Source organism: Oscillospiraceae bacterium (genome assembly GCA_035380125.1).
In the GTDB taxonomy this organism is placed as follows: domain Bacteria; phylum Bacillota; class Clostridia; order Oscillospirales; family JAKOTC01; genus DAOPZJ01.
In genome coordinates this window covers 23,095-48,838 of the sequence record DAOSWV010000025.1, presented here as the reverse complement: position 1 = coordinate 48,838, position 25,744 = coordinate 23,095, and the positions used below count along the sequence as shown (strand labels likewise).

At 47.9% G+C, this 25,744-nt stretch carries 22 protein-coding genes; 12 read left to right on the top strand and 10 right to left on the bottom strand.

What is annotated here, in order from left to right:
* Positions 1 to 62 precede the first annotated feature (62 nt).
* From PK629_10435 to PK629_10425, 3 genes are read right to left on the bottom strand one after another with little or no spacing between them, the layout of a single operon-like run.
* The gene (locus tag PK629_10435) at positions 63 to 1,208 is read right to left on the bottom strand and encodes an isocitrate/isopropylmalate family dehydrogenase (protein ID HOP11896.1); all 1,146 of its coding nucleotides are present in this window, start codon (positions 1,206 to 1,208) and stop codon (positions 63 to 65) included.
* Between the two features lie 30 nt (positions 1,209 to 1,238).
* Positions 1,239 to 2,060 carry a hypothetical protein gene (locus PK629_10430; GenBank protein ID HOP11895.1) on the bottom strand — a complete coding sequence of 274 codons (822 nt, stop codon included), beginning with the start codon at positions 2,058 to 2,060 and terminating at the stop codon, positions 1,239 to 1,241.
* 4 nt (positions 2,061 to 2,064) lie between these two features.
* Positions 2,065 to 3,999, bottom strand: a complete 1,935-nt coding sequence (locus tag PK629_10425; protein ID HOP11894.1) for an aconitate hydratase — start codon at positions 3,997 to 3,999, stop codon at positions 2,065 to 2,067.
* 250 nt (positions 4,000 to 4,249) lie between these two features.
* On the opposite strand from PK629_10425, the gene PK629_10420 reads away from it, so the two are divergent.
* Both PK629_10420 and PK629_10415 read left to right on the top strand, forming a co-directional pair.
* The gene (locus tag PK629_10420; GenBank protein HOP11893.1) at positions 4,250 to 4,930 is read left to right on the top strand and encodes a response regulator transcription factor; all 681 of its coding nucleotides are present in this window, start codon (positions 4,250 to 4,252) and stop codon (positions 4,928 to 4,930) included.
* Between the two features lie 18 nt (positions 4,931 to 4,948).
* The gene (locus PK629_10415; protein ID HOP11892.1) at positions 4,949 to 6,412 is read left to right on the top strand and encodes a HAMP domain-containing sensor histidine kinase; all 1,464 of its coding nucleotides are present in this window, start codon (positions 4,949 to 4,951) and stop codon (positions 6,410 to 6,412) included.
* Between the two features lie 67 nt (positions 6,413 to 6,479).
* Here PK629_10415 and PK629_10410 read toward each other — a convergent pair whose 3' ends face one another.
* A complete protein-coding gene (locus PK629_10410) occupies positions 6,480 to 7,061 on the bottom strand; it encodes a dipicolinate synthase subunit B (GenBank protein HOP11891.1) in 582 nt (193 codons plus the stop codon).
* Positions 7,058 to 7,945: a dipicolinate synthase subunit DpsA gene (locus PK629_10405; GenBank protein ID HOP11890.1), complete on the bottom strand. Its 888-nt coding sequence runs from the start codon at positions 7,943 to 7,945 to the stop codon at positions 7,058 to 7,060. The genes PK629_10410 and PK629_10405 overlap by 4 nt, the downstream gene beginning before the upstream one ends.
* Before the next feature lie 102 nt (positions 7,946 to 8,047).
* On the opposite strand from PK629_10405, the gene PK629_10400 reads away from it, so the two are divergent.
* Complete coding sequence (locus tag PK629_10400; GenBank protein ID HOP11889.1) at positions 8,048 to 9,208, top strand: hypothetical protein; 1,161 nt, start codon at positions 8,048 to 8,050, stop codon at positions 9,206 to 9,208.
* Positions 9,209 to 9,394: 186 nt separating this feature from the next.
* On the opposite strand, the gene upp is transcribed toward PK629_10400, so the two are convergent.
* The 3 genes from upp to queA form a co-directional block, all read right to left on the bottom strand.
* Positions 9,395 to 10,027 carry a uracil phosphoribosyltransferase gene (upp, locus tag PK629_10395; protein HOP11888.1) on the bottom strand — a complete coding sequence of 211 codons (633 nt, stop codon included), beginning with the start codon at positions 10,025 to 10,027 and terminating at the stop codon, positions 9,395 to 9,397.
* Positions 10,028 to 10,113: 86 nt separating this feature from the next.
* Complete coding sequence (gene tgt / locus PK629_10390; protein HOP11887.1) at positions 10,114 to 11,253, bottom strand: tRNA guanosine(34) transglycosylase Tgt; 1,140 nt, start codon at positions 11,251 to 11,253, stop codon at positions 10,114 to 10,116.
* Between the two features lie 19 nt (positions 11,254 to 11,272).
* Positions 11,273 to 12,298, bottom strand: a complete 1,026-nt coding sequence (queA, locus tag PK629_10385) for a tRNA preQ1(34) S-adenosylmethionine ribosyltransferase-isomerase QueA (GenBank protein ID HOP11886.1) — start codon at positions 12,296 to 12,298, stop codon at positions 11,273 to 11,275.
* Between the two features lie 153 nt (positions 12,299 to 12,451).
* Here queA and asd point away from each other — a divergent pair, with 153 nt between their 5' ends.
* The 5 genes from asd to PK629_10360 all read left to right on the top strand — a co-directional run bounded on the left by asd (position 12,452) and on the right by PK629_10360 (position 16,499).
* Positions 12,452 to 13,531, top strand: a complete 1,080-nt coding sequence (gene asd, locus PK629_10380) for an aspartate-semialdehyde dehydrogenase (protein HOP11885.1) — start codon at positions 12,452 to 12,454, stop codon at positions 13,529 to 13,531.
* 59 nt (positions 13,532 to 13,590) lie between these two features.
* Positions 13,591 to 14,484, top strand: coding sequence for a 4-hydroxy-tetrahydrodipicolinate synthase (dapA, locus tag PK629_10375; protein HOP11884.1), 894 nt, complete (start codon positions 13,591 to 13,593; stop codon positions 14,482 to 14,484).
* A gap of 25 nt (positions 14,485 to 14,509) precedes the next feature.
* Positions 14,510 to 15,268, top strand: a complete 759-nt coding sequence (dapB, locus tag PK629_10370; GenBank protein ID HOP11883.1) for a 4-hydroxy-tetrahydrodipicolinate reductase — start codon at positions 14,510 to 14,512, stop codon at positions 15,266 to 15,268.
* A 1-nt stretch (position 15,269) separates the two neighbouring features.
* Positions 15,270 to 15,974 (top strand): hypothetical protein, encoded by a 705-nt coding sequence (locus PK629_10365; GenBank protein ID HOP11882.1) that lies wholly within the window; start codon positions 15,270 to 15,272, stop codon positions 15,972 to 15,974.
* Between the two features lie 249 nt (positions 15,975 to 16,223).
* On the top strand, positions 16,224 to 16,499 hold the full coding sequence (locus tag PK629_10360) for a zinc-ribbon domain containing protein (GenBank protein ID HOP11881.1): 276 nt from the start codon (positions 16,224 to 16,226) through the stop codon (positions 16,497 to 16,499).
* Between the two features lie 75 nt (positions 16,500 to 16,574).
* Here the strand turns inward: PK629_10360 and PK629_10355 are convergent, their stop codons facing one another.
* Positions 16,575 to 17,228: a carboxymuconolactone decarboxylase family protein gene (locus PK629_10355; protein ID HOP11880.1), complete on the bottom strand. Its 654-nt coding sequence runs from the start codon at positions 17,226 to 17,228 to the stop codon at positions 16,575 to 16,577.
* 239 nt (positions 17,229 to 17,467) lie between these two features.
* Here PK629_10355 and PK629_10350 point away from each other — a divergent pair, with 239 nt between their 5' ends.
* Positions 17,468 to 20,743, top strand: a complete 3,276-nt coding sequence (locus PK629_10350; protein HOP11879.1) for a hypothetical protein — start codon at positions 17,468 to 17,470, stop codon at positions 20,741 to 20,743.
* A gap of 272 nt (positions 20,744 to 21,015) precedes the next feature.
* Here the strand turns inward: PK629_10350 and tlp are convergent, their stop codons facing one another.
* Positions 21,016 to 21,246: a small acid-soluble spore protein Tlp gene (tlp, locus tag PK629_10345; GenBank protein ID HOP11878.1), complete on the bottom strand. Its 231-nt coding sequence runs from the start codon at positions 21,244 to 21,246 to the stop codon at positions 21,016 to 21,018.
* Positions 21,247 to 21,469: 223 nt separating this feature from the next.
* On the opposite strand from tlp, the gene PK629_10340 reads away from it, so the two are divergent.
* The 3 genes from PK629_10340 (at position 21,470) to PK629_10330 (ending at position 25,726) form a co-directional block, all read left to right on the top strand.
* A complete protein-coding gene (locus PK629_10340) occupies positions 21,470 to 22,168 on the top strand; it encodes an anaerobic ribonucleoside-triphosphate reductase activating protein (protein HOP11877.1) in 699 nt (232 codons plus the stop codon).
* Positions 22,169 to 22,299: 131 nt separating this feature from the next.
* Positions 22,300 to 24,666: a ribonucleoside triphosphate reductase gene (locus PK629_10335; protein HOP11876.1), complete on the top strand. Its 2,367-nt coding sequence runs from the start codon at positions 22,300 to 22,302 to the stop codon at positions 24,664 to 24,666.
* Positions 24,667 to 24,796: 130 nt separating this feature from the next.
* Entirely contained in the window at positions 24,797 to 25,726 is a 930-nt protein-coding gene (locus tag PK629_10330; protein ID HOP11875.1) for an FAD-dependent oxidoreductase, read from the top strand.
* The last annotated feature ends 18 nt before the right edge of the window (positions 25,727 to 25,744 follow it).

Genomic DNA, 25,744 nt, shown 5'->3' with positions numbered 1-25,744 from the left:
TAGGGCTTTGCCCGTCTATGAAAAACCCCCGGTTTTACCGGGGGATATTTATTTTCTATAAATTACAGATTCTGCATCACATATTCGGCAAATTCCGCACAGGTTGCACCGGTGTCACGGCCTGTGATTTTCAGCTTTTTATCGGTGAACATACAGAAGTCGAGTGCTTTGGAAAGCCGGTCGGATTCCGCCTGATAACCGATGTGTGAAAGCAGCATCACTGTTGCGCGCAGCATGGAGCAGGGGTCGGCATATTGGGCGCGTCCCTCGTCAACCATACGGGGCGCCGAACCGTGGATAGCCTCGAACATGGCGTATTGCTTGCCGATATTGGCGCTGCCCGCAGTACCCACACCGCCTTGGAATTCGGCGGCCTCGTCGGTGATGATATCGCCGTAGAGATTGGGCAGAACAAACACTTGAAAATCGGTGCGGCGTTTTTCATCGACGAGTTTGGCGGTCATGATATCAATGTACCAGTCGGTCACGCGGATATCGGGATATTCCTTGGACATCTCCTGACACAACCGCAGGAACTTGCCGTCGGTGGTCTTAATCACGTTGGCCTTGGTCACAATAGCGACATGGTTCAGGTTGTTGTTTTTGGCATATTCAAACGCAAGGCGTGCGATGCGTTGGGTACCCTGTGTGGTTGTCACGGCAAAATCGACCGCGAGATCGTCGCTGACGTTGACGCCGTTGGAACCGAGCACATATGACCCCTCGGTGTTTTCGCGGAAGAAGGTCCAGTTGATGCCTTTATCAGGTACTTTGACCGGGCGGACATTGGCAAATAAATCGAGCTCTTTGCGCATTGCGACGTTGGCGCTCTCGATATTCGGCCACGGATCGCCGGCTCTGGGGGTTGTGGTCGGACCTTTGAGGATGACATGGCATTTTTTTAATTCGGCCAGCACGTCATCGGGAATGGCTTTATTGACTTTAACGCGGTTTTCGATGGTCAGCCCCTCAATGGTTCTGATTTCAACCTTACCCGCGGCGACAGCCGGCGCCAGAAGCCTGCGAAGGACTCTCTCGGATTCGGCGGAAATGGTCGGGCCGATCCCATCTCCTCCGCAGACTCCGATGATAATCTTATCGAGTTTGGAATAATCGATGAAATCCTGATCAGATTTCATTCGTTCGACTCTTGCAAGCTGCTTTTGGAGCAGTTCTTCAAATTTAGCACAGGCGTCTGTAATAGGCATTTTAAATTTCCTCCGTGTTTTTATCTGGATTTATTTTCTGACGGTGCTTTTTGACTGCAGAAGCAGATAAGTGGTGCCGTCAGCATCGAGCATCTCGTAAAACGTCAGTGTGATCTCGGCGGAGTTGGTCAGATCGGTTGTGACGGTATTCCCGGTGATAGCGGTCTTGATATCGGCAAGAGAGTTGTTATAAGCATCTTCCGTCGTAAAAATATCACGGTAGGCGTTGAAAACAGCGGTATACAGACCGTTTTCATCAACGGAGAGGGACTCGAGCCGATAATAGTGAGAATAACTCGGAAGCACAAAATCCGCATAGAGGATATTGTTTCCGCTGTTATAGATGAAGCCCGAGATATTGCTGGTGTAATTGATCTGAACACCGAGATATTTCTGCAAACTGCTCTGCAGTTCGAGGAAGTCAAACAAATACATTGAAGCGATCGTAGTTTGGGAATGCTGTAAAAATTCCGTAATACCCACTGCATAATTAACCAATTCGTTTGCGTTTAATTGACTAGGGGTTTCGAAATCGGTGAGAGGGAGGGTCTGAGAATAAAAACGCGACAGAATATCGTAATATTTCTCCCGAAGTTCGGTATTAACGGTAAAAACGGAAGCACCTGAAACCGGTGCTGCCTGACTGGATACCGCAGAGGGATCAATGGCGGGTGCGGCGATTTTATCCTCGGATACGGTTGAAGATTCCGATTCTGTGCTGACCGCAGAAGAACTTGTCTCGGATGAGGATTGTACAGATGAACTCTCTTCGGAAGACGATGTATCGCAGCCATAAAACACGCTTGTTGTCAAAATCACAACCAACATGGTACAAAATAATTTTTTTAACATGAGATTACCCCCTGACTTTGGATGTGTGATTGAGAAGACCGCCGTCAACAAGCAGTTCAATATCACGTTCGATGAAAGATGGTTTTAATGTGATGCTGGAGTGATTGGTTTCGTTAATCATTGTAATCGGTTTCTTTGCAAGGAGTTCCTTTTTACAGTTCGGCAGAGAAAGAACATCCCCCTGCGTAATCTTGTCATAATCCTCCGGGTCAGCGAATTCCAGGGGTAAAATACCGGAATTGATCAAATTGTCACGGTGCATCCGCGCGAAGCTTTTGGCGATCACGGCCTTGATACCCAGATAGAGCGGAACGAGTGCCGCGTGTTCCCGGGAAGAACCCTGTCCGTAGTTTTGTCCGCCGATAATGATGCTTGTACCGAGTTCTTTGGCGCGTTTCGGGAACTCGGGATCAACCTGAGAAAAACAAAATTCCGACATCTTCGGGATGTTGGAGCGGAACGGCAGGATTTTTGCACCGGCAGGCATAATATGGTCGGTTGTGATGTTGTCGCCGACTTTAAGCGCAACGGTTGCCCGCAGGGATTCCGAGACCGAAACGGCTTTCGGCAGTGCTTTGATATTGGGACCTTTGACAGTCGAAAGAAGTGCCGCGTCTTTTTCGCTTTCGGGTTTTTCAATCATATTGTCATCGATCAGAAAATGCTTCGGCATCTCAACGGTAGGGTTGAAGTCCAGTTCGGTCGGATCGGAAAGCACGCCTTTAATTGCTGAATAAGCCGCTGTCTCCGGGCTGACCAGATAGACCTGTGCGTCTTTGGTACCGCTGCGTCCTTCAAAATTCCGATTGAATGTACGTAGCGAAATACCGCCGGAATTCGGCGATTGGCCCATACCGATGCAGGGTCCGCAGGCGGATTCAAGGATGCGCGCACCGGAGGCGATGATATCAGCGAGCGCACCGTTTTGTGCCAGCATCGTCAGAACTTGCTTGGAACCGGGGGCGATTCCGAGCGAGACCGTCGGGCTGACGGTCTTGCCTTTCAAAATCTTCGCCACCGTCATCAGATCGGTATAGGAGGAGTTGGTGCAGGAGCCGATTAGAACCTGATCGATTTTGATTTTGCCGATCTTTTCAACAGTTTCGACATTATCGGGGCTGTGCGGTTTTGCGGCAGACGGTTTGATTTTAGAGAGGTCAAGTTCAATGGTCTCATCATAAGCTGCGTCTTGGTCGGCGGAGAGTTCCGTCCAATCCTGTTCGCGATTCTGTGCTTTTAAAAATTCTAGGGTAATCTCGTCGGAGGGGAAGATAGAAGTGGTAGCTCCGAGTTCCGCACCCATATTGGTGATTGTGGCACGCTGCGGAACCGAGAGGGTTTTGACGCCTTCGCCGCTGTATTCGATAATTTTTCCCACGCCGCCTTTGACGGTTAAGATCCGTAAAATCTCAAGAATGACGTCCTTTGCGCTGACAAAGGGGCGCAGTTTTCCATTCAAAACGATGTTAACGAATTTAGGCACAACGATGGTGTATGCGCCGCCGCCCATGGCGACTGCGACATCCATACCGCCTGCACCGATGGCCAACATTCCGAGACCGCCGCCGGTGGGCGTATGGCTGTCGGAACCCAGAAGAGTTTTTCCGGGGACGCCGAATCGCTCCAGATGCACCTGATGACAGATGCCATTTCCGGGGCGGGAATAGAGCAGACCGAATTTTTTAGCTGCGCTGCGGATAAATGCATGGTCATCCGCGTTTTCAAATCCGGTTTGAAGGGTGTTATGGTCGATATAGGCGACCGAGAGTTCGGTTTTTATGCGATTTACGCCCATAGCTTCAAACTCAAGGTAGGCCATTGTACCGGTTGCATCCTGCGTCAGCGTCTGATCAATATGAATTCCAACGCGGTTTCCCGGTTTCATTTCACCATTGACAAGATGGCTCGATATGATTTTCTGTGCAACGGTATAACCCAAATAAAACACACTCCAAACGTGATAAAATACTTCAAAATTATAACTGCGGTCCGTCGTTTTGTCAATACGCCGGAAATGTGATTTCAGTATAAAAGCTGCATGTGACAAAATCTTGATAAAATGATGAAAGAACCGAGACCGGCTAAAATAATAAAAAAAGACCAAACCCATAAAATAAAAATAATACCTTCACAAAATCTTCGCAAAGTGTTATTATTATGTATACAATATGACCGGAGGAGGATTTGTCATGAGCAATATTAATATTTTAATCGCAGACGATGAGGTGCGCATCCGCAAACTGCTTGCGGATTTTCTGCGCAAAGACGGATATATGGTGGTTGAGGCAAACGACGGGGAAGAGGCGCTTGAGAAGTTTTCTTCGAATAAAATCCATTTAATCATTCTCGACGTTATGATGCCCAAAATGGACGGTTGGGAGGCGCTGACCCAAATTCGGAAAATCTCCAGCGTCCCGGTCATCATGCTCACAGCCAAAACGGAGGAGTATTATCAGCTCAATAGCTTTCGTCTGGGCGTCGACGACTATGTCCCGAAACCCTTTTCACCGGGCGTCTTAATGGCAAGGGTAACAGCTTTACTCCGCCGCAGCGGTGCCATTAACAATTCCAAAAAAGTCTTCGGCTTATTGGTCATTGATGACGCCGCCAGAAAGGTCACTTTAGAAGGCGAAGCAATTGATTTGACGCCGAAAGAATACGATATGTTGAATTTCCTGGCTTCCAATTCGGGGATTGCACTTTCCAGAGAACAAATTCTCAATTCGGTGTGGAGCTTTGACTATTTCGGCGATCTGCGCACCGTGGACACTCATATCAAGCAACTGCGTTCCAAACTCGGCTCCTATGCCGATAAAATTTGCACCGTAAGAGGAATCGGATACCGATTCGAAGTCGAAAAAGATGCTTAAAAGAAGAGGTCAATAAGGATGCTTAAAAGCATACGCGCAAAACTCTATATTCTGTTTATATCCATAGTGTCGCTGCTTGTCCTATTGACGCTTTTACTCAACACTATTCTTTTACCCAAATACTATCAGTACCAGCGTGAAAGTGTTTTGCGCGAATGTTATGTTGATATTGCCAACGCCATATATGATCGATCAACAGACATGAAATTAAAACTTGGCGCTATTGAAAGCAAAAGTGGTGTTCGAATCTTTATCTCTGACAAATATTACAGAATTATATATGGCAATGACAACACCTATATGTTTCAATCGGCAAGCGAAGTTATATCCAGAAAAGAAGCTTTTTCTGAAGATACAACATCTGACGGCATTGATACCCAATACACGATAATCGAAATGCGATATGATAATAACACCGATTTGAAATATCTGACTTTGTCGGGATTTTTGGAATATCAGGATGATTATTATTGTATTTGGATTGACACAACCGTTGAAGCGATCAATGACAGCGTCCGGATTTCCAATACGTTTTTGATCTATAGTACGTTATTTACCATGGTTATGGCCGGTGTGGCATTTTATTTCCTTTCCACCAGATTTGTTAAACCGATCCAAGAGATTAATACCGTTGCCAAAAAGATCACAGTGCTTGATTTTTCCGATAAACTCGATGTCGGTTCAAAGGATGAGGTCGGGCAATTGGCTGACAGCGTCAACCATCTGTCGTCCCAACTCGAAGCGACGATTACGGATTTACAAAGAGCCAATATGCAGCTGAAACTCGATCTGTTAAATCGCGACAAAACCGATAAAATGCGAAAAGAGTTTATCTCCAACGTCTCGCATGAGCTGAAAACGCCGCTGGCGCTGATTTTAGGTTATTCCGAGGGATTGAAAGTAGGCATCAACGAGGATGACCGGGATTTCTATTGCGATGTCATTCAAGACGAAGCTAACAATATGAGCAAATTGGTTTCACGGCTGCTGTATGTGTCGCAGTTGGAATCCGAGGCCATGAAACCGGATATGTCCCGCTTTGAAATTAACGCATTGATTAATACCGTTCTTGAAACATTAAAAATACAGTTTGATGAAAAGCATATTAAACCGGTTTCGAATTACGAATTCGAAGGGGAAATTTACGCTGATATCGATCAGATTCGTCAGGTCGTAACAAATTATCTGACCAATGCCATCCACCACTGCGGGGGTGAGATGAAAGTGACGATCAAAACCGAACGTACCGATGCCGGCAGGTTGAAAGTGACTGTTTTCAACACGGGAGAACATATTCCCGAGGAATCGCTGCCCCATGTCTGGGAGAGTTTTTATAAAGTGGACAAAGCCAGAACGCGGGAATACGGCGGAACCGGTTTGGGTCTTTATATCGTCAGCCAGATTATCTCTAACCACAACGGCACCTACGGTGTTGAAAACGTCGAAAACGGCGTACAGTTTTGGTTTGAACTTGAAGTTTAAAGAAATAAAAAGTGACCAAGGAATCCCGGTCACTTCGAATTATACCTCCGGTTATGCCGGGAGTTATTTATTTCCAAAGAATCGGCTGAATTTGTTTTCCTTCGAGCGAGGATTCCAACGCCGGAATCATCATAGAGAAAATTGCTACAACGGAACGCGGCTTTTTTTCCGGATTATCCTGTGCCATCGGGATAAAATAGATGTTTTTTGCGTTCAGCAGCAGGCCGATGTTTTTAGCGCTCCCGGAAAGCGCGTCGTTGGTCGAAACCCCGATCAGCAGCGGTCTTTCGTTTCGAAGATGTGCTTTGGCAGCCAGTGTGACCGGTGTATCGGTAATACCGAGAGAAATTTTCGTCAAGGTATTACCGGTACAGGGCAGGATCAACAGGATATCCAGCAGCTTTTTCGGACCGATAGGTTCAGCTTCACCGATGCTGTTGATAATGGTTCTGCCGCAGATCTCTTCGATTTGTTTTCTAAAATCCTCCGCCTTTCCGAATCGCGTGTCAATGGAAGCGGCGTTGAACGACATGATCGGGATAATCTCACGACATTTTTCGCGTAGTGCGACCAGACATTCCAGCGATTGGGCGAAGGTGCAAAACGAGCCTGTCATCGCAAAGCCGACGACGGCGTCCGAAAGTTTCATTTTCTCACCTCACAGGTGTTTTCAAGAAATTTCAATATGGTTTGATACAAATACCCGGCCGCCGAAATCGGCGCAGTTTTGCCGGGCAAGGAGAGCGCCCAAATCGTCTTTCGCCCGAGCTGTACGGCTGCTGTAAAATCAATGCCGCCCGGCTTTGATGCCAGATCGACAAACAGGCAGTCGGATTTCGAAGCGGCGAGGATCTCTTTTGTGAGGATGACAGCCGGAACAGTGTTGACAACTGCGTTCATACTTTTGATCGCAAGCGGCAAGTCATCATACTTTACAGGGTGAATCCCGTGGACTTCCATCCAGGCCAAATCCGAATCCTTACGTGCGGCGGCACTGACCGTTGCACCGAAGAATTTTAAATACTCCGCCAGCGTTTTACCAATTTTACCATATCCGGTTATCAGGATATTACAGCCGCTGATCGTCTTTTTTAATTCGGAAATCAATATGCCGATACAGCCTTCAACGGTCGGCAGCACAGTGAGAATTTCAAGACGTTCGGAGGTATAGTAATCAATGGCCTTCAGCCCGGCGCTTTGGCATTTATCCAAAAACCACTGCGGCAGCAAGCCGCCCAAAATCAATTGATTTTTATGTAGCTTGAGCAGCAGTTCATACAAGGTCGGTATCTGTGAAATATCCGCTCCGGTACGTTTGAGATAGGGTTCCGACACATTGATGTGAGAGCCGTTGCTGACTGCGGGCAGGGGTAAAATCAACACATCGCAGTCGGTGACCGTATTAAAGAAGTCGGCGTCGGCGTTCTCGTGAAAAACGCCCGTCACATCGTATCCGTCTGTTTTGAATTTATCGGTCAGCAGTTCAAATCTTTTATCGCCCCCGATGACGGCGATTTTCGTTTTCATGTTCATCGCATCTTCCTCCCGGATTGATACCACATATTATGACCCGGCCAAAGATCGTGTGATTGAAATCTGCTGTAGGGCGGTGTATAATTTTATGGGGGTGAGATCATGACCGAACTCGGAAAACCGGTGCTGACGGCATTGATGCTGTTGGAGCAGGCGGGTTATCCGTCCTATGTGGTGGGGGGATGTCTCCGTGATCTGTTGTTGGGAAAATCTGCGCAGGATTATGACCTTGCCACCCCGGCTGCACCGTGGCAAACACTTTCTGTTTTCCATGGTTATACCTGTTTTCGACAGGGTGAGAAGTTCGGCACCGTCGGCGTTTTAATCGACGGAGAAAAACTTGAAATCACAACTTTCCGAAGCGACATCGGGTATGCCGACAATCGCCATCCCGATCAGGTCGTTTTTTCGGACAGTATTTATGAGGATTTGTCCCGGCGGGATTTTACGGTCAACAGCATCGCCTGCGGGCTCGACGGTCAAATGATTGATCCGTTCGGCGGCGAAATAGATTTAAAAGACAAATTGCTGCGGGCCACCGGTGATCCCGCAATCCGGTTTAACGAAGACGCACTGCGTATTCTGCGGCTGTTCCGGTTTGCGGCACAGCTTGGGTTCAATATCGAACAATACACGTTCGAGTCTGCCGTTCATTACCGAAAAAAACTTACGGCGATTCCGAAAGAGCGGATTACCGCCGAATTTCTGCGGCTGCTTTCTTATGACTGTGAAAAAACGTTACAGCTGATGTCCGACAGAGGTGTTCTTGAGGTGATTGGCATCGGTAAAATTGAAAACGCAACGCCGATACAGACCGCCCCGAATGACCCGATACTTCGGCTTGCGGAGCTGATTTATCTTTCCGAATCCGACTCTAAAATTGTTTGTTCCGCTTTTAAACTCTCTAACATTCAAAAACAGCTTTTAAACACGTTCTTGTCTGAGTTTTCAAGTGCTCCGTATCAAAGTAAATCGGCGTTTAAGCAAAGATATGGGGCGCTTTTACCCGAGCAGTGGAAAAAACTGATACAGGCGAAGATGATACTGGGACAAGACGTTGGGGATATTTCAGCTTATATCGACCAAATCGAACAAAATAACGAGCCGTATCTATTATCTCAATTAGCGCTGAACGGGGACGATTTGAGTCAAATGGGATATGAGGGCAGGGAAATCGGGAAAGCATTAAAAAAATGCCTTGCGTATGTTTTGGAACATCCTGAGAGCAATACAAAAAGCAAATTGACGGAATTTATAAAATGAAAGAAAGAGATTTGTCATCCCGAGTGAAGCATTGTTCGTGAAGCAAAGAAGAATCTCTGCCTGATAAAAGTTAAGGCGCTGACTAAAAAGTCAGCGCCTGCATCTGTCATCCTGAGCAAAGCGTCGTAAGACGCGCAGTCGAAGGATCTCAGATTTATCAAGTTTTAAACGTTGAATTAAAATAATTTATTTTGTTCCGAAAATCCGGTCGCCGGCGTCGCCGAGTCCGGGTACGATATAGCCGATGTCATTGAGCTTTTCGTCTACACAACCGCAGTAAATCTGTACGTCGGGATGCGCGGTTGCAAGGCGCTTGATGCCTTCGGGTGCGGCGATGATCGACATAAACTTGATCTGGCTGCAGCCGCGCTGTTTGATAAATCCGATCGCGGCTTCTGCGGAACCGCCGGTCGCGAGCATCGGGTCGAGAACGATGACGATGCGGTTTTGGATATCGTCGGGAAGTTTACAATAATATTCATGCGGTTCGAGGGTTTCGTGGTCGCGGTAAAGGCCGATGTGGCCGATCTTGGCTGACGGAACCAACGCCAAAACACCGTCCACCATGCCGAGACCTGCCCGCAAAATCGGGACAAACGCCAGTTTTTTGCCGGAGAGCGCTTTCGCCTTGGTCTCTGCCATCGGAGTTTTAATCGAGATTTCTTTCAACGGGAGGTCGCGCAGCGCCTCATATCCCATCAGCATTGCGATCTCGCTGATCAATTCGCGAAACTCCTTCGAGCCGGTGTTCACCGAACGCAGAATCCCGAGTTTATGGTGAATCAAAGGATGATCCAATACCGTCACATTATTAAACATAGCTACACGCCTCCTATCAAATTGTCGAAATTATAACAAAAAAGCACCATTCTGTCAATGTAAAATGCGTATATCGCCAAAATAAGTCAGATGCGTGTATCGAGCTTTTCCGCAAGGGCAGGGTAGAGATCAAAAAATGTCCCGTCGTCGAGCATCTTGCGGATATCGGTGAGCAAGCGGTTATAAAAATTCAGATTATGAATCACCGCAAGCCGCATCGCCAGCATCTCCTGCGCTTTGAACAGATGGCGCAGATAGGCACGCGAGAAATTTCGGCAGGTATGGCAATCGCAATGGGCATCGACGGGCGAATCGTCATTCTCATATTTGGCGTTGAACATGTTGATAATGCCTTCCGAGGTGAACAGATGTCCGTGCCTTGCGTTGCGCGACGGAAGCACGCAGTCGAACATGTCGATTCCGCGTGCGACGGCATTCAGAATATTGCCCGGTGTGCCGACGCCCATCAGATAGCGCGGTTTTTCGACCGGCATATGCGGCGTGACCGTCTCGATGATGTCATACATCACTTCCGCGGGTTCGCCGACCGCAAGTCCGCCGATGGCAAGCCCGTCCGGATTAATATCGGCAGTTGATTTCATGTTTTCAATGCGCAGGTCTTTGAAAGTCGCACCCTGATTGATTCCAAACAGCATCTGGTTTTTATTGACTGTATCGGGCAGTTCGTTCAGGCGTGTGAGTTCGATTTTACAGCGTTCTAGCCAGCGTACGGTACGCTCGCTCGAGGCCTTGGCATAGTCATACTGCGCGGGGTTTGCAACGCATTCGTCGAACGCCATGGCGATGGTCGAACCGAGATTGGATTGAATTTGCATACTCTCTTCAGGTCCGATGAAGATTTTTCGCCCATCGATATGGGAGGCGAAATATGCCCCTTCTTCTTTGATTTTACGCAGTTTTGCCAGTGAAAACACCTGAAAACCGCCGCTGTCGGTCAGAATCGGATGCTGCCAGCGAGTGAATTCTCGAAGGCCGCCCGCATTTTTAACGATTTCGTCTCCGGGACGCAGATGCAAATGATAGGTATTGCACAGCATCACCTGACAGCCGATCTGTTCAAGGTCAAATGCATCCAACCCACCTTTGATCGCCGCCGCGGTGGCCACGTTCATAAAGCAGGGCGTCTCAAAGCTACCGTGCACGGTCTCAAAATGGCCTCTGCGCGCACTTTCTACAGTTTTATTGACCTTAAACTCGTTTTTCATTCTTGTGATTCCTCTCGGATTATATAAATAAGCAGGCGTCGCCGAACGAATAAAAGCGGTATTCTTGCTCAATGGCATGCTGATAGGCCTTTAAAGTGTTTTCTCTGCCCGCGAATGCCGATACCAGCATAATCAAGGTGCTTTCGGGGAGATGAAAATTGGTGATCAGTCCGTCAATGACGTCAAATTGATAGGGCGGGTAGATAAAAATATCTGTAAAGTCGATATCATTTACAATCATGCCGTGCTTTTTATAAACCGATTCCAGCGTTCTGCAGCTCGTTGTTCCGACCGAAATCACACGTCCACCGGCCTGTTTTGTGCGGTTTATCGTATCTGCGGCTTGTCTGGGCAATACATAATACTCCGTATGCATCAAATGCTTTGTAATGTCATCTTCCTTTACGGGTCGGAATGTGCCGACGCCGACGTGAAGGGTGAGATAAGCAATTGAAACGCCGCTTTCTTCAAGCGTTTTCAACAATTCCGGGGTAAAATGAAGTCCCGCAGTGGGTGCGGCGACCGAACCGAGTTCGCGGCTGTAAACGGTTTGATAACGATCGGGATTATTCAGATGTTCGTGAATATAATGAGGCAGGGGCATTTCGCCGATTTTTGCGAGCAATTCCATAAAATTGCCTTCGTACGAAAACTCGACCAGACGATTTCCGTTTTCGAGCACTTCCAAAACAGTTGCGCGCAGTTCGCCGTCTCCGAAAATAAACTCCGCGCTGGGAATTGCCTTTTTACCGGGTTTGGTCAGCACTTCCCAGATGTCATTACCTCTGTCACGAAGCAATAAAAACTCGATTTTCCCGCCGCCCGTGGCTGTTTTTCCGTAAATTCTCGCGGGTAAAACTTTGGTGTCGTTCAGAACCAGACAGTCACCTTTATTCAAAAAATCACCGATTTCATAGAAGCGGCGATCTTGATAATTCCCCGAATTTTTATTGACAACCAGCAATCGGGAAGCTGATCGGTCGGCAATGGGTGTCTGTGCAATTCGTTCAGGCGGAAGGTCATACCAGAAGTCATGTTTGTGCATTTTAAGCCCCGTTTTCCGTTTGACATTGATGCGTATAGATGTTAAAATACTGTCAATCAAAATATTGGCCGCATATACTGTTTTTGCGGCGCGCTTTGATTATACAACACCCTATCAAAAAATACAACCAGCAGCGGAATTTGGAGGAAACACATGAAAACCTATCGAGTGGGCATTTTGGGATGCACCGGCATGGTCGGACAGCGGTTTTGCTGTCTGCTGGCCAAACATCCATATTTTAAAATAGCGGCTCTGGCCGCCAGCCCCCGTTCCGCCGGCAAGAAATATACGGATGCGGTTGCGGGCCGCTGGGCAATGACCGGTGAAATCCCCGCCGAAGTCGCGGATATGACTGTGTTCGACGCATCCGATATCAAGACCGTCACCTCGATGGTCGATTTCGTGTTCTGCGCGGTCGATATGAAAAAAGACGAGATCAAAGCGCTTGAGGAGGCCTATGCCAAGGCCGAGTGCCCTGTGATTTCAAACAACTCGATCAACCGTATGGTTGACGATGTGCCGATGATCATTCCGGAATTAAACCCTTACCATGCCGATATCATTCCGTTCCAGCGAAAACGGCTCGGAACGAAACGCGGTTTTATCGCAGTTAAATCCAATTGTTCCATCCAGAGCTATATCCCTGCTTTGATGCCGCTTGACCCTGTTTACGGATTGAAAGATGTCTTGGTCTGCACCTACCAGGCTATTTCCGGTGCGGGCAAGACCTTTGAAACCCTCCCGGAGATGGTCGATAACGTGATCCCGTATATCGGCGGCGGCGAAGAAGAAAAGAGCGAGGTGGAACCGCTCAAAGTCATGGGTTCGATTATCGACGGTAAGATCGTTCCGGCTGCGAACATCAATATTACCGCGCAGTGTATTCGCGTACCGGTCACCGACGGCCATCTTGCGGCGGTATATGCGCGTTTTGAAAAGAAGCCGAATATCGAAGAAATCAAAAAGATTTGGCATGAATTTACCGCAGAACCGCAAAAGTTGAATCTGCCGTCTGCGCCGAAACAATTTTTGCACTATTTCGAAGAGCAGGATTATCCGCAGACAAAACTGCACCGCGACCTCGAAAACGGCATGGCGGTCTCAATCGGCCGTCTGCGTGAGGATTCGCAGTATGATATCAAATTTGTCGGACTTTCCCATAACACCCTCAGAGGAGCGGCGGGCGGCGGCGTACTGTGCGCCGAACTGCTCTGCGAAAAAGGGTATATCTAGACCGTAGGGAGCGACGCCCTCGTCGCTCCGTTCCGAAAATCTACATAGGAGTGATATACTTGAAGAAGCTTATATTTAAAGGCTCCGGCGTCGCGATCGTTACGCCGTTCAATGCGGACGGCAGCATCAATTTCGATGTCTTTGCCCAATTAATCGAATTCCAAATTGCCAACGGCACCGATGCGATCATTGTCTGCGGTACAACAGGCGAATCTGCAACGCTCTCCAACACGGAACAGGCACAGTGCATTGAATTCGCCGTAAAGCAGATAAACGGACGGGTACCGGTGATTGGCGGCGCAGGCACCAACTGTACTTCGCATGCGGTGGAACTTGTCAAAACAGCTGCTGCTTTAGGTGTCGACGGCCTTTTAAGCGTGACTCCTTATTATAATAAGACCACGCAGGAGGGACTTTACCGCCATTTCACAACGATCGCAGACGCTGCCGGCAACGTTCCCGTGATCGTCTATAACGTCCCGTCCAGAACGGGATTAAATATCCTTCCCGAGACCTATGCACGGCTGGCCAAACATCCGAATATCAATTCCATCAAAGAGGCAAACGGAAATCTGCCCGCCGTCATCAAAACCCTCGATCTGTGCGGTGATGACATCAATATCTACAGCGGCGAAGATCCGGTTATTGTTCCGATGCTCTCTGTTGGCAGCGTGGGCGTGATCTCGGTGCTGTCGAATATCTGCCCCAAAGAGACGCACGATATGTGCGCACTCTGGTTTGAGGGAAAAACCAAAGAATCCGCAAAACTCCAGATCAAATACAGCGAACTGATTGCGGCGTTGTTCTGCGAAGTCAATCCGATTCCGGTGAAGGCGGCGCTGAAACTTATGGGTTACGACGTCGGAGGCTGCCGTCTGCCGCTGTGCGACATCGGCGATACAGGTAAAAAGCAGTTGGTATCGGCCATGCAAAAGGTCGGCCTGATCGGTTAAAAGACTGAAAGGACGTTTAAACTAAATGACGGGAATATTGATCAGCGGTGCAAACGGCAGAATGGGCTCAATGCTTGCCGAGGTCATCTCTTTGCGCAAGGATTGTTTTGTCTGCGCCGGAATGGATGCCAACACCACAAAACGGCACGAATTCATGGTGTTTGCACCCGAGCAGTACGAAGGCGATGCCGATGTGATTATCGACGCCTCAAGGTGCGAGGGCACTTCGGCGCTGCTTGAATATGCTATTCGCCGCAATTTACCGCTGGTGATTATGACGACCGGTCATGATGATGAGCAGCTTGCGCAGATCAAAACCGCTTCGGAAAAGATTCCGATTTTCAAAAGTGGCAATATGTCTGTCGGAATCAACATCATGTCGGCATTGATTAAAAAAGCCGCCGAAATTTTAGGTGAAAATTTTGATATTGAGATCGTTGAAGCGCATCATAATAAAAAGGTGGACGCGCCCAGCGGTACTGCGCTGATGCTGGCCAAATCCGTGAGTGAGGGATTGAAGGAAACGCCCGTCTATACTTATGATCGGCATTTACAGCGAAAGCCCCGAGACCATGAGGAGATTGGCATCCACAGCATTCGCGGCGGCACAATCATCGGCGAGCACTCGGTCATTTTTGCCGGAGAGGATGAGGTTCTCACTTTTTCTCACAGTGCCGGCAGCCGTAAGATGTTCGCGGCCGGCGCAGTCAATGCCGCTTTGTTTTTGATACACAAAAAGCCTGGAATGTATGATATGAACGATTTAATCGGAGGGAAGATTTAATATGAAAAAATTCATTATGACCACATTAACGATGCTCTTGATTGCTTGCTTTGGATGCTCCTATGTTTCCACCCCTGTGATTTCAGAGGAATCTCAACCGAATTCATCCGTTGCCTCTGAAGTGTCCGATGAGACGTCTTCGGTGGGTTCGGATCTCAATTTACCGTCCTGTGAGTTTTGTTTAACCACGGAGTATACATTTGAAGTCAATGTGATGACAACTTCCGACTGGCAGTCCTATGAGGATTCCGCTGGTTCCGAGACAAAGACCTTTGCATTGACCTTTCCGGAAAACTGGATTCGTGATGCAACTGATGCGCCCACATTCCATGATCAATATACCGACATTAAGATATTCGAATCCATCGCCGCTGTAAAACTCCCCGCCGGATTTGATTTTGCCGGCAGTTTTATCAAAGAAAATTTTGAAGATTCCATGTCCGACACCACGGTTATCGGCGATGTGACAATCGGAACATTGGCGCTTTCAAACGGTGAAAGGACTTATGCACAAGTTGTTCAAAGCGTCGTTCCCGAAGGCGGGGGAGAGATTCAAATCGATCGTTGGTATCCGTATTTTTGTGTGATTGTAGACGGCGATTATGCCTATTGCGTGCAGTTTTACAGCTTGGATGATCCCACATCGGATGATATGAATGCCGGATTATTCAAAGAAATCATGAATACTTTCAGACCAATTTCTTGAAAAAGTTGCACGAATATTTTTTGACAATTTATGCACAATTCATAAAAACTGCCACATTTTTCAATAAAAATGTGCGTTTTTAACAACGGAAAACAGGTTAACTTCACTCGGTTGTTGACAAGGTGAGAGTTTTGTGATACTATGTTTTTATGCCACTGATCGAATGCGAATGTGTTCCCTTGGTGTGTTTCACACGGGTGTCAATGCTGTTGTATCCGCAGGGCAAATTATTTAAAGCGAGGAAAATCCATGTACGAAGACAAAACCCTTATTTGCAAAGATTGTGGCGCTGAGTTCGTGTTCACAGCTGGTGAGCAGGAATTTTATGCAACCAAAGGCTTTGTAAACGAACCGCAGAGATGCAAGTCCTGCCGTGACAACCGCAAGAATGCCGCCAGAGGTGAGCGCGAGATGTATGATTGCGTCTGCGCAGAGTGTGGCGCTCCGTGCAAAGTCCCCTTCAAGCCGCGTGACGATCGTCCCGTGTATTGCAGTGATTGCTTTGCCGCGAGAAAAGGTAACTAATCTAATTACCTGAATCAGCATTCAAGGCTCCGCTATAAGCGGGGCCTTTTGCATTGTACAAAATTTATGATTCGTTTAAAAATGAATAAGCGACACTTTAAATAAGTTAAGCAGAAGGGCATGGATAATTGCGAAAGGAAAGAATAAAAAACCGAAAAAGATCATGCTTATTTCATAGAGAAATCCGCTTCTCGGATCGGGCTTTCCTCTCAGACGGTTGAAAAAGGAACTCCAGGCGATTCCGTATGCATTTCCCATCATAATGGCTCGTGTTGCGCCCAATATTCCTTTTGCGGCAGAAAGGCCGTAAATCTCAACAATTCTCTGCCAGGTATCTTTTGAGGGATATCCTCTTGTATCGGCATAATGCTGTGAAAACAGAACTGCCGGAATTTCATTTTCCGGGACGTCAGCGCTGAGGCCCGAAAGCATGTTTTTAATTTCAACATCGGTCAAACCGGCTTCCAGCGCAATTTTTGTATGCGCATAGGAACAAATGGCGCAGCCGTTCACCTCAGTCACTGCAAGCATGATGCGTTCGATGAATGAATCGTCTAAATCACCCTTCTTTTTGGCGCGTTGCAGTTGCGGCATTGTGCGCAATGCCTGAATCGTAATCAGATATGTTTCAAAAACTGAGTATAATTTTTTGTTTTTATTGATCTTCATTTGACGCTCCCGATAAAAAGATAAGGAAACTATAAATCTATTATAATTCATAAAATGCATTATTTTTGTGACTCTGTTACATTAAAAACAAGGAAAAAGTGTTAAAAAAACTCTAAAAGAGGAGATTTGAATTTTATATAGAAAGACGAAATTAATACAACAAAAAACAGTAAAAATATAAGATTTCAATTGACATTTGTTAAAATTTTATGTATAATTCCCTGAGAAATGGGGAAGCCGCTGCACCCTTTCAAATCACATCTGCAGCGGCATAAAAATTTTAGGAGGAAAAAACAAACATGAGATCAACCCTCAAGAAGATGTCTGCAATGATGCTCGCATTTCTGATGGTCGTGACAATGGCTTCCGTGCTTGCAGTCTCCGCCGAACTTAAAACCGGCGCGAGAACACTCGGTTTACAGGAAGGCACGACTCTTGGTACATCCGCGAACTATGCAACATTGGGGACATCAATGGACGGCGCATTCTTTGCGGATGCAATTGCGGTGTGGGGCTGGAACGGCATCACATCTTATGCGCCTCTGAGCAACCAGAACGGTATTGATATTTTTGTCGGAGAAGGGAATTTTTTTGATAATTCTCTCGATGGCGGCTTTAGCCTCGATTCAATTAAAAATATCTATATTGATCTGAATGCATGGTCCAATCCCACAGATTCATCCAAATGGGCCAAATACGGTACAAAGACCATCACCATCGGCTTCAATGCATGGACTGACGATGACGGTAATCTGGTTTGGGCCAAGGTTCCGGCTTCGGGAGCTGACGGAAGCAAAATGCTTCAGTTCTTCACCTTCCAGGTGGATGCCGGCGTTGCTCAGATTCAATTGTTTGATACCGATACAATCGAGAACATTGAAAACGGCGGCGATAACGGTATCTGGAATGTGTATTTCCAGGAGTGCACCAAGACCTACACAGAAACAAACGGCACAGCCACGACAGCTGACGATTTCGTGATCAGAGGTCAGGTTCTGATCGGACGCGGTTATGTTCGCAATTTCGATGCAGAGACAGCACTTTGGCTTGACTTATTCCATGGCACACATGAATATACAAAACTGTTCGGATATGATTTTAGTCTTGAGGGACAAAAGAGCTATAATACCAGCGGCACCAATGCCTCTGTTGATTTTTGTTTGACAGCCGGCAGCGTTGATGTTACTCAGTGGGATGTTGTTTCATCTCAATATGTAACAACCACAAAGAGCTTGGCAGGCACCTCTTTTGATATCAATTTATTAAAAGAATTACTGACAACGGTTTCAAGTCCAATGTTGACAGATTCAATTGCTGCTGAGTCAAAGGGGTTCTTCTGGGGAACAGATACAAGTATATACAACGCATTTGCGTATATGTTCTTCCTTAATATGAGATACAACTCGCTGGGTTTCAATGCAAATACCGCTGATCCGAGAATCGGTACTTCAACATTGGTTCCGTCCGATGCTAAAGTTTATTATGAGTTTGGGAATCTTCAGGGATATCTGCGTTTGACCTGGACAACTTCCAATGCGGTTTCCGGTCTTCAGACCACCACTGCCTCCGGCGGTGAACTTGGCGGTCAGGTTGAAACGATGTGGCCGGTATCGGATTATCTCGACGGACGCTTGGTTGCCAACCAAACCCAAACTTTGACCGCATCAGAGCTTGAAGCCGGTAAGGTTCTGCTCTGGGAGTATATGACATATACATCCAACTACCAGCCCTTCGGAGATTCTTTCTCTTATCCCGACAACCAGAATGACTATGCTGCCTTTATCTACGAGACCAGCCGTGGCACACAGTCCGACTGGAACTTCGACACCAAGATCGTTGCTCTGGCAGCAGACATGAACTTGGTTGACGCAGGCGGTAAAGTTGACCTCCAGCTGGTTCCGACCATCGGCGGCGCCGATCTGGTTGCGGGCCTGAGCGAAACCGATAAAGCGGGCAAATCGCTGCGCGATTACGGTTACACGCTGAACTACTATGTCGATTACACCACAGACTTCATGACCCAGATGACAATCGACATCCATGACAAGACCCTGAATGACATCACCACCGCTTACGGCACAGCGAATTTCGTCGTCAGCATCGCAAAGGGCGCCATTGTCAGCGCATACAGCTGCACCATCACCCAGTATGACGAGACCTTCGTGATCCCGCTGCAGGATGGCACATTCACACTGATGCGCATCAAGGTCAAGACAAACTATGACGACGCAGTCAGCCCGTTGGCCGACAGCGACATCACCGATTTCAACTACAGCCGTCTGACATTTGTTGAGCAGATCAAGCTGTACAACGACCGTCTGGTCGACGCGAACGGCACAAGAGTGTACAACAGCAACGCGAACAAGGTTATCTACGTTGACTTGATCAACGCGATCCCGGGTTCCGGTGATGCGTACTTCTTCAGCAGCGGCGCGTTCAAAGCTGACGGTTACAACGGCATCAAGTATTACACCAAGTTGACAGCGCTGCTGTCCTATGTCGGATTCAACAAGGACGGCTCCAAGCCGGTCCGTAACCCGGTCGGATATTCCAAGTTCTACAACACGATCGACGAATCCGTCTCGCTGACAGCGAAACAGCTGTGGGATACCTCGTTCCGTCTGGTCTATGTCAAGGGCACAGGCGATGCGGTCGAGACCATCACAGAAGTTTACTATCCGCTGACCCCGGCACAGACCTTGAATTACGAAGCAGCAGACGGCAACACCTATGTATACTCCGTGTTCTTCCACACGCAGTATGGTGATATGCCTGTTGCGGCGGCATCCTTGGGCGTTGCACAGAAGTCCGATGCTAAGATCACCTCGATGGGTCAATATTCTTACGCAATCGGCACAACCGGCAGCGATACCGGCGACGGTTATTCGGTTGGCACAGTGACCAAGACCGAGACCAAGGGCACCATCACAATCACCAACTACTGGGATAACACCCGCGGCATGAACAATGCGGCATCGGGTCTGTCGAACTACAACAAGGCGATCACCGTTCTTGCAGTTCGTATCCCGGCAGGCGCGACCCTGTCCGTGAGCGGCACAGGCACAGGCGTCAAGGCGAGCGTTGTCGGTTTGGAATACGGCACATTGGGCCTGAACTCCACCGACGGTTTGGTCGACGCGTATGTCACGATCGAATACTCGACCGTGAGCAGCACAAGCTTCACCCTGACAGTCAACTATGACGATGGTCCGAACGACGGTGTCAAGGGCGTCAGCGCATTCAGCAGAAGCTGGACAGTCACAACCAACTGGGTTGTCAGAACTGATGCGAACCCCGACACGACGAATGCTGCTTCGAAAGCGTACAACGCATTCACAAGCACACTGGGCAAGACCCTGACCCCGGCCGCGGCAGTTATGCCGTCGAACCCGAATGAGGCTCAGGAAGTCAGCTCGACTCCGTCGGTTGCTCCGTCCTCCACCGTGTCTGTTGCTCCGTCCGACACAAGCACCCCGGCGATGGGCAATCCGTTCAACGCGATTGCATACCTCATCACCATCGGCGCTTCTGCCATCGGCGGCATCTCCACGCTGGTTATCCGCAAAAGAAAGTAAACTTCCGTTCTGAAGAATTTCCCTGACGGAAAATTCTTCTCGGATTAAAAGCAAGGCCCCACCGCAAAAGCGGTGGGGCCTTTCCTTGCAAGTTTTCATCATGGGGCTCCGAAGAATTTCTTTGACGAGCAATTCTTCTCCGGAAAAAATAAACTGAGGTTTCATTAAACTTAGGTTTAATAATTACGGATTAAGAGAACCCCCGCTCTGAAAAGAGCGGGGGTTCTCTCATAAAACAAAAGAAAACTGCTGTATTTGAACGAAAGCGAGAATCATTCACCGTAGCCTTTCTGACTGTTTTTGGATTCATCCCGTATTTCTTTTCTCATGTCTTTTAAAGCGGTTTCACGGCGTTTGTTTTTCTCTTCAAGTTCTTTTTTCGTATTTAGATTATCGGTTTTTGCCATCATGTCCCGTGCGGCTTCCATATTGAAAAGGGTATGATTGATGTTTCTTTGAATCTTAGCCGCATTGTCGCTGCGATCATCCGGTTTGTTTTTCATATAAGTGAGCTCCTTTTAAAATTTTTTGCGTTATATTTATTTCCTGACATCCGAAAAAAATTCAAAAAAATTAAATTCACCGGTTTCTCGTCTTTAAAACATTATTATATTAAACAATTCGTGTTGGGCGAATGAAAAATCATTGTTTATGAATGCGTTGAAAACCACATTGATGTGTGATAAGATATAAATATGATATCCAAACATAAGCAGGGGGCAGATTATGAACATACACGGAATTCAAAAGCTTACATTGATTGATTATCCGGGTAAAGTTGCATGTACCTTATTTGCAGGCGGCTGTAATTTTCGCTGTCCTTTTTGCCATAATGCCGGACTTGTTCTGAATCCGGATGCCGATGAGGCATTGGACGAGAAAGAAATCCTGGCCTTTTTAAAAAAGCGAATCAATTTGCTCGACGGCGTCTGTATTACCGGCGGAGAGCCGCTTTTGCAGAAGGACGTCGTCCGTTTTGCCGGTGAGATCAAAAAGCTCGGATACGCTGTTAAAATCGACACCAACGGCTCTTTCCCGGATCGGTTGAAAGAACTGGTTGAGAGTAAAAATATCGATTATGTTGCCATGGACATTAAAAATGCACCTTCAAAGTATGCCCTTACCGTCGGCATCGACGATTACTTTTTGTCTGCAGTTCAGGAAAGCGTTGAGTATTTGAAATCGGGCGTGATCGATTTTGAATTTCGGACAACCGCTGTCCGACAGTTTCACACGCCGCAAGACTTTATCGAAATAGGGAAGTGGATTCAAAGTCCGCATACCAAATGGTATCTGCAAAATTTCTGCGATTCGGGAAATATTATCGCCGGAGGTCTTTCGGGTTTCGAGCGATTTGAGCTGGAAAACTTCCTTGAAATCATGAAAAAATACGTTCCGAAGTCCGAATTACGTGAAATTCGATAAAAACTATATGTAGTGGTTAAATTTAAAAATATTTCAACATATTGTGTTTTAGGTATTGACAAGCGTCAGTGCCTGTGCTATGATTTTTCTACGGTGCGACCGAAAGCTTATTATTTATAAGGAGAAAAGCCATGTATCAGGTTATCAAAAGAGACGGGAAAGTTGTCGAATTTAATATTTCCAAGATTGCGGCAGCGATTACCAAGGCCTTCGAAGCGCAGAACAAACAATACAATTCCGACATCATCGATTTATTGGCTTTAAAAGTCACGGCGGATTATGAGTCCAAGATCAAAGACGGAAAGGTCAGCGTCGAAGATATTCAAGACAGCGTCGAAACCGTACTGATCAAGTCCGGCTACGACGATATTGCCAAGTGCTATATTCTTTACCGCAAACAGCGCGAAAAGATCCGTAACATGAAGTCCACAATTTTGGACTATAAAGAGCTTGTCGACAGCTATGTCAAATCCATCGACTGGCGCGTCAAAGAGAATTCCACGGTCACCTATTCGGTCGGCGGCCTGATTTTGAGCAACTCCGGCGCGATCACGGCCAACTATTGGCTGTCCGAAATTTACGACGAAGAAATCGGCAGCGCCCATAAAAACGGCGATATGCACATTCACGACTTGTCGATGCTCACCGGTTACTGCGCGGGATGGTCGCTGCGCCAACTCATCAAAGAGGGCTTGGGCGGTATCCCTGGCAAGATCACATCCTCTCCGGCCAGCCATTTGGCCACATTGTGCAATCAGATGGTCAACTTCCTCGGTATCATGCAGAACGAATGGGCGGGCGCACAAGCGTTCTCCTCATTCGACACCTATCTTGCACCGTTTGTCAAAGCCGATAACCTCTCTTGCCGCGAAGTGAAAAAATGCATCGAGTCCTTCATCTTCGGCGTCAACACACCGAGTCGCTGGGGCACGCAGGCACCGTTTTCCAACATCACATTAGACTGGACAGTCCCCAATGATCTCGCCGAACTGAACGCCATTGTCGGCGGCAAAGAGATGGATTTCAAGTATAAGGACTGCAAAAAAGAGATGGATATGGTCAACAAGGCGTTCATCGAGATTATGATTGAAGGCGACGCCAACGGCCGCGGTTTCCAATACCCGATCCCGACCTATTCCATCACCCGGGATTTCGACTGGTCCGACACCGAAAACAACAAACTGCTGTTTGAGATGACATCCAAATACGGCACGCCGTACTTCTCCAACTACATCAACAGCGATATGGAACCCAGCGACATCCGCAGTATGTGCTGCCGCTTGCGTCTTGATCTGCGCGAACTGCGCAAAAAGTCAGGTGGTTTCTTCGGCAGCGGTGAGAGCACCGGTTCGGTGGGTGTCGTCACGCTCAATATGCCGCGCATTGCTTATCAGGCGACCGACGAGAAGGATTTTTACCGCCGTCTTGACAAGATGATGGATATCGCTGCCCGTTCACTCAACATCAAGCGTACCATTATTACCCGCCTGCTCAACGAAGGGCTGTATCCCTATACAAAGCATTATCTCGGAAATTTTGAAAACCACTTTTCGACGATCGGTCTGGTCGGTATGAATGAAGCCTGCTTGAACGCAAATTGGGTCCGCGCCAATCTGACCGATGAAATGGCTCAGCAGTTCACCAAAGACGTACTCAACCACATGCGTGAGCGTCTGTCCGATTACCAAGAGAAATACGGCGATTTGTATAATCTCGAGGCCTCACCGGCAGAGTCAACCTCTTATCGGCTGGCCAAACATGACGTGGACAGATATCCCGATATTATCACCGCCGCCGAACCCGGCGGAACGCCGTATTACACCAACAGTTCGCATCTGCCGGTCGGCTTTACCGAAGATATCTTCGAAGCGCTCGACATTCAGGACGAACTGCAGACGCTGTATACCTCGGGCACGGTCTTCCATGCGTTCTTAGGCGAAAAGCTGCCCGGTTGGCAGGCTGCCGCAGCGCTGGTCAAGAAAATTGCCGAGAATTATAAACTCCCGTATTACACTCTCTCGCCGACTTACTCGGTGTGCCGTACCCACGGCTATCTCGAGGGCGAGCAGTTCGAATGTCCCGAGTGCGGTGAAAAGACCGAGGTCTACAGCCGCATCACCGGCTATTACCGCCCGGTGCAGAACTGGAACGACGGCAAAGCGCAGGAATTCAAAGATCGCAAGCTCTATGACATCCCGAGCTCCAAGCTTAAGACCGAGGGCAGGGCACCCAGGACCGCTGAAGCATCTCAGACGGCGACGAATTGCAACGATGATTCAATCCTGTTGTTTGCAACAAAAACCTGTCCGAACTGCAAAATCGCGGCGGCACTGCTCGACAAAGCGGGCATTCACTACGAAAAACTCTATGTCGAGGACAACGGCCAAAAAGCAAAGGATCTCGGTTTGAAACAGGCTCCGGCATTATTGGTCACCAAAGAGGGTAAGACCGACCGCTATCTCAACGTCTCTGAAATCAAAAGATACCTCGGCGCGTAGCGGGTAGTACCCGCATCCATACGCGTCATTGAATCTGCGAAATTTAAGCTTCGCAGCGCGCGGTTCATATCTTTGTGTGTATCCTCAATGCACATACCTTTCAAATCACCGCGAAAGGATTTACATAACCATGCATGACATCATCATCATCGGTGGAGGCCCTGCCGGACTTACGGCGGCGATTTACGCCCGGCGTGCCAACAAAAGCGTTCTTGTGCTCGAAAAGGACGGCTTCGGAGGCCAGATGACCCATTCCCCGAAAATCGAAAATTTCCCGGGTTTTATCAGCATCAGCGGTAACGAATTAGCCGATCATATGCTGGATCAGGCGATGGCGCTCGGTGCCGACATCGAGATTGAGGAAGCGCTTGAGATCACGGCTGAAGGTGATAAAAAAATCATCAAGACCGATTTCGGAACCCATGAAGGCAGCTGCATCATCACGGCTATGGGCGCCAAACATCGTTTGCTCGGCGTACCGGGCGAGGATAAATTCGTCGGCGACGGAATTTCATTCTGTGCAGTCTGCGACGGCGCGTTTTATGCGGGAAAAAGCGTGGCGGTCATCGGCGGTGGCAACTCCGCATTACAAGAGGCCATCTTGTTATCAGAACTCTGCACTGAAGTGACGATCATTCAAAATCTCGATTTCCTGACCGGCGAAGAAAAACTGCAGGAATCCGTGCGCTGTAAGGCAAACATCAAAATCATCTTAGGTACGGTTATCAAGGAGTTTTTCGGAGAGAATGAATTCGAAGGTCTGGTGACCCACCGCGATTCAGACGGACACGAGGAGACGCTCAGATTCAACGGCGCTTTCGTCGCCATCGGATTAGCGCCCGAAAACGGTATTGTGAAGGATATGACCAAGCTCGATCAAATCGGTTACATCATCTCTGATGAAAATTGCCTGACCGACGACGAGGGCATTTTTGTCGCGGGCGACTGCCGCACCAAACGCATTCGTCAGATCACGACCGCGGCGGCGGACGGCGCAACGGCTGCGCTTGCCGCCTGTCGGTACCTCGACCGCCAAAAGGAATGTGCCGTTAAAAATTAAAATTAAAAGGAGCAATCG

What these genes read in the sequence shown, in the direction of transcription:
- PK629_10430 (HOP11895.1), bottom strand. Translation starts at nt 2,060, where the DNA reads ATGTTAAAAAAATTATTTTGTACCATGTTGGTTGTGATTTTGACAACA.
- PK629_10355 (HOP11880.1), bottom strand. Translation starts at nt 17,228, where the DNA reads ATGCATTTTATGAATTATAATAGATTTATAGTTTCCTTATCTTTTTAT.
- tlp (HOP11878.1), bottom strand. Translation starts at nt 21,246, where the DNA reads ATGAAAAACAAACCGGATGATCGCAGCGACAATGCGGCTAAGATTCAA.
- tgt (HOP11887.1), bottom strand. Translation starts at nt 11,253, where the DNA reads ATGAAAAACGAGTTTAAGGTCAATAAAACTGTAGAAAGTGCGCGCAGA.
- queA (HOP11886.1), bottom strand. Translation starts at nt 12,298, where the DNA reads ATGCACAAACATGACTTCTGGTATGACCTTCCGCCTGAACGAATTGCA.
- PK629_10400 (HOP11889.1), top strand. Translation starts at nt 8,048, where the DNA reads ATGACCGAACTCGGAAAACCGGTGCTGACGGCATTGATGCTGTTGGAG.
- PK629_10410 (HOP11891.1), bottom strand. Translation starts at nt 7,061, where the DNA reads ATGAAACTTTCGGACGCCGTCGTCGGCTTTGCGATGACAGGCTCGTTT.
- dapB (HOP11883.1), top strand. Translation starts at nt 14,510, where the DNA reads ATGACGGGAATATTGATCAGCGGTGCAAACGGCAGAATGGGCTCAATG.
- PK629_10405 (HOP11890.1), bottom strand. Translation starts at nt 7,945, where the DNA reads ATGAACATGAAAACGAAAATCGCCGTCATCGGGGGCGATAAAAGATTT.
- upp (HOP11888.1), bottom strand. Translation starts at nt 10,027, where the DNA reads ATGTTTAATAATGTGACGGTATTGGATCATCCTTTGATTCACCATAAA.
- PK629_10350 (HOP11879.1), top strand. Translation starts at nt 17,468, where the DNA reads ATGAGATCAACCCTCAAGAAGATGTCTGCAATGATGCTCGCATTTCTG.
- PK629_10330 (HOP11875.1), top strand. Translation starts at nt 24,797, where the DNA reads ATGCATGACATCATCATCATCGGTGGAGGCCCTGCCGGACTTACGGCG.
- PK629_10435 (HOP11896.1), bottom strand. Translation starts at nt 1,208, where the DNA reads ATGCCTATTACAGACGCCTGTGCTAAATTTGAAGAACTGCTCCAAAAG.
- PK629_10335 (HOP11876.1), top strand. Translation starts at nt 22,300, where the DNA reads ATGTATCAGGTTATCAAAAGAGACGGGAAAGTTGTCGAATTTAATATT.
- PK629_10340 (HOP11877.1), top strand. Translation starts at nt 21,470, where the DNA reads ATGAACATACACGGAATTCAAAAGCTTACATTGATTGATTATCCGGGT.
- PK629_10420 (HOP11893.1), top strand. Translation starts at nt 4,250, where the DNA reads ATGAGCAATATTAATATTTTAATCGCAGACGATGAGGTGCGCATCCGC.
- PK629_10365 (HOP11882.1), top strand. Translation starts at nt 15,270, where the DNA reads ATGAAAAAATTCATTATGACCACATTAACGATGCTCTTGATTGCTTGC.
- asd (HOP11885.1), top strand. Translation starts at nt 12,452, where the DNA reads ATGAAAACCTATCGAGTGGGCATTTTGGGATGCACCGGCATGGTCGGA.
- PK629_10360 (HOP11881.1), top strand. Translation starts at nt 16,224, where the DNA reads ATGTACGAAGACAAAACCCTTATTTGCAAAGATTGTGGCGCTGAGTTC.
- PK629_10415 (HOP11892.1), top strand. Translation starts at nt 4,949, where the DNA reads ATGCTTAAAAGCATACGCGCAAAACTCTATATTCTGTTTATATCCATA.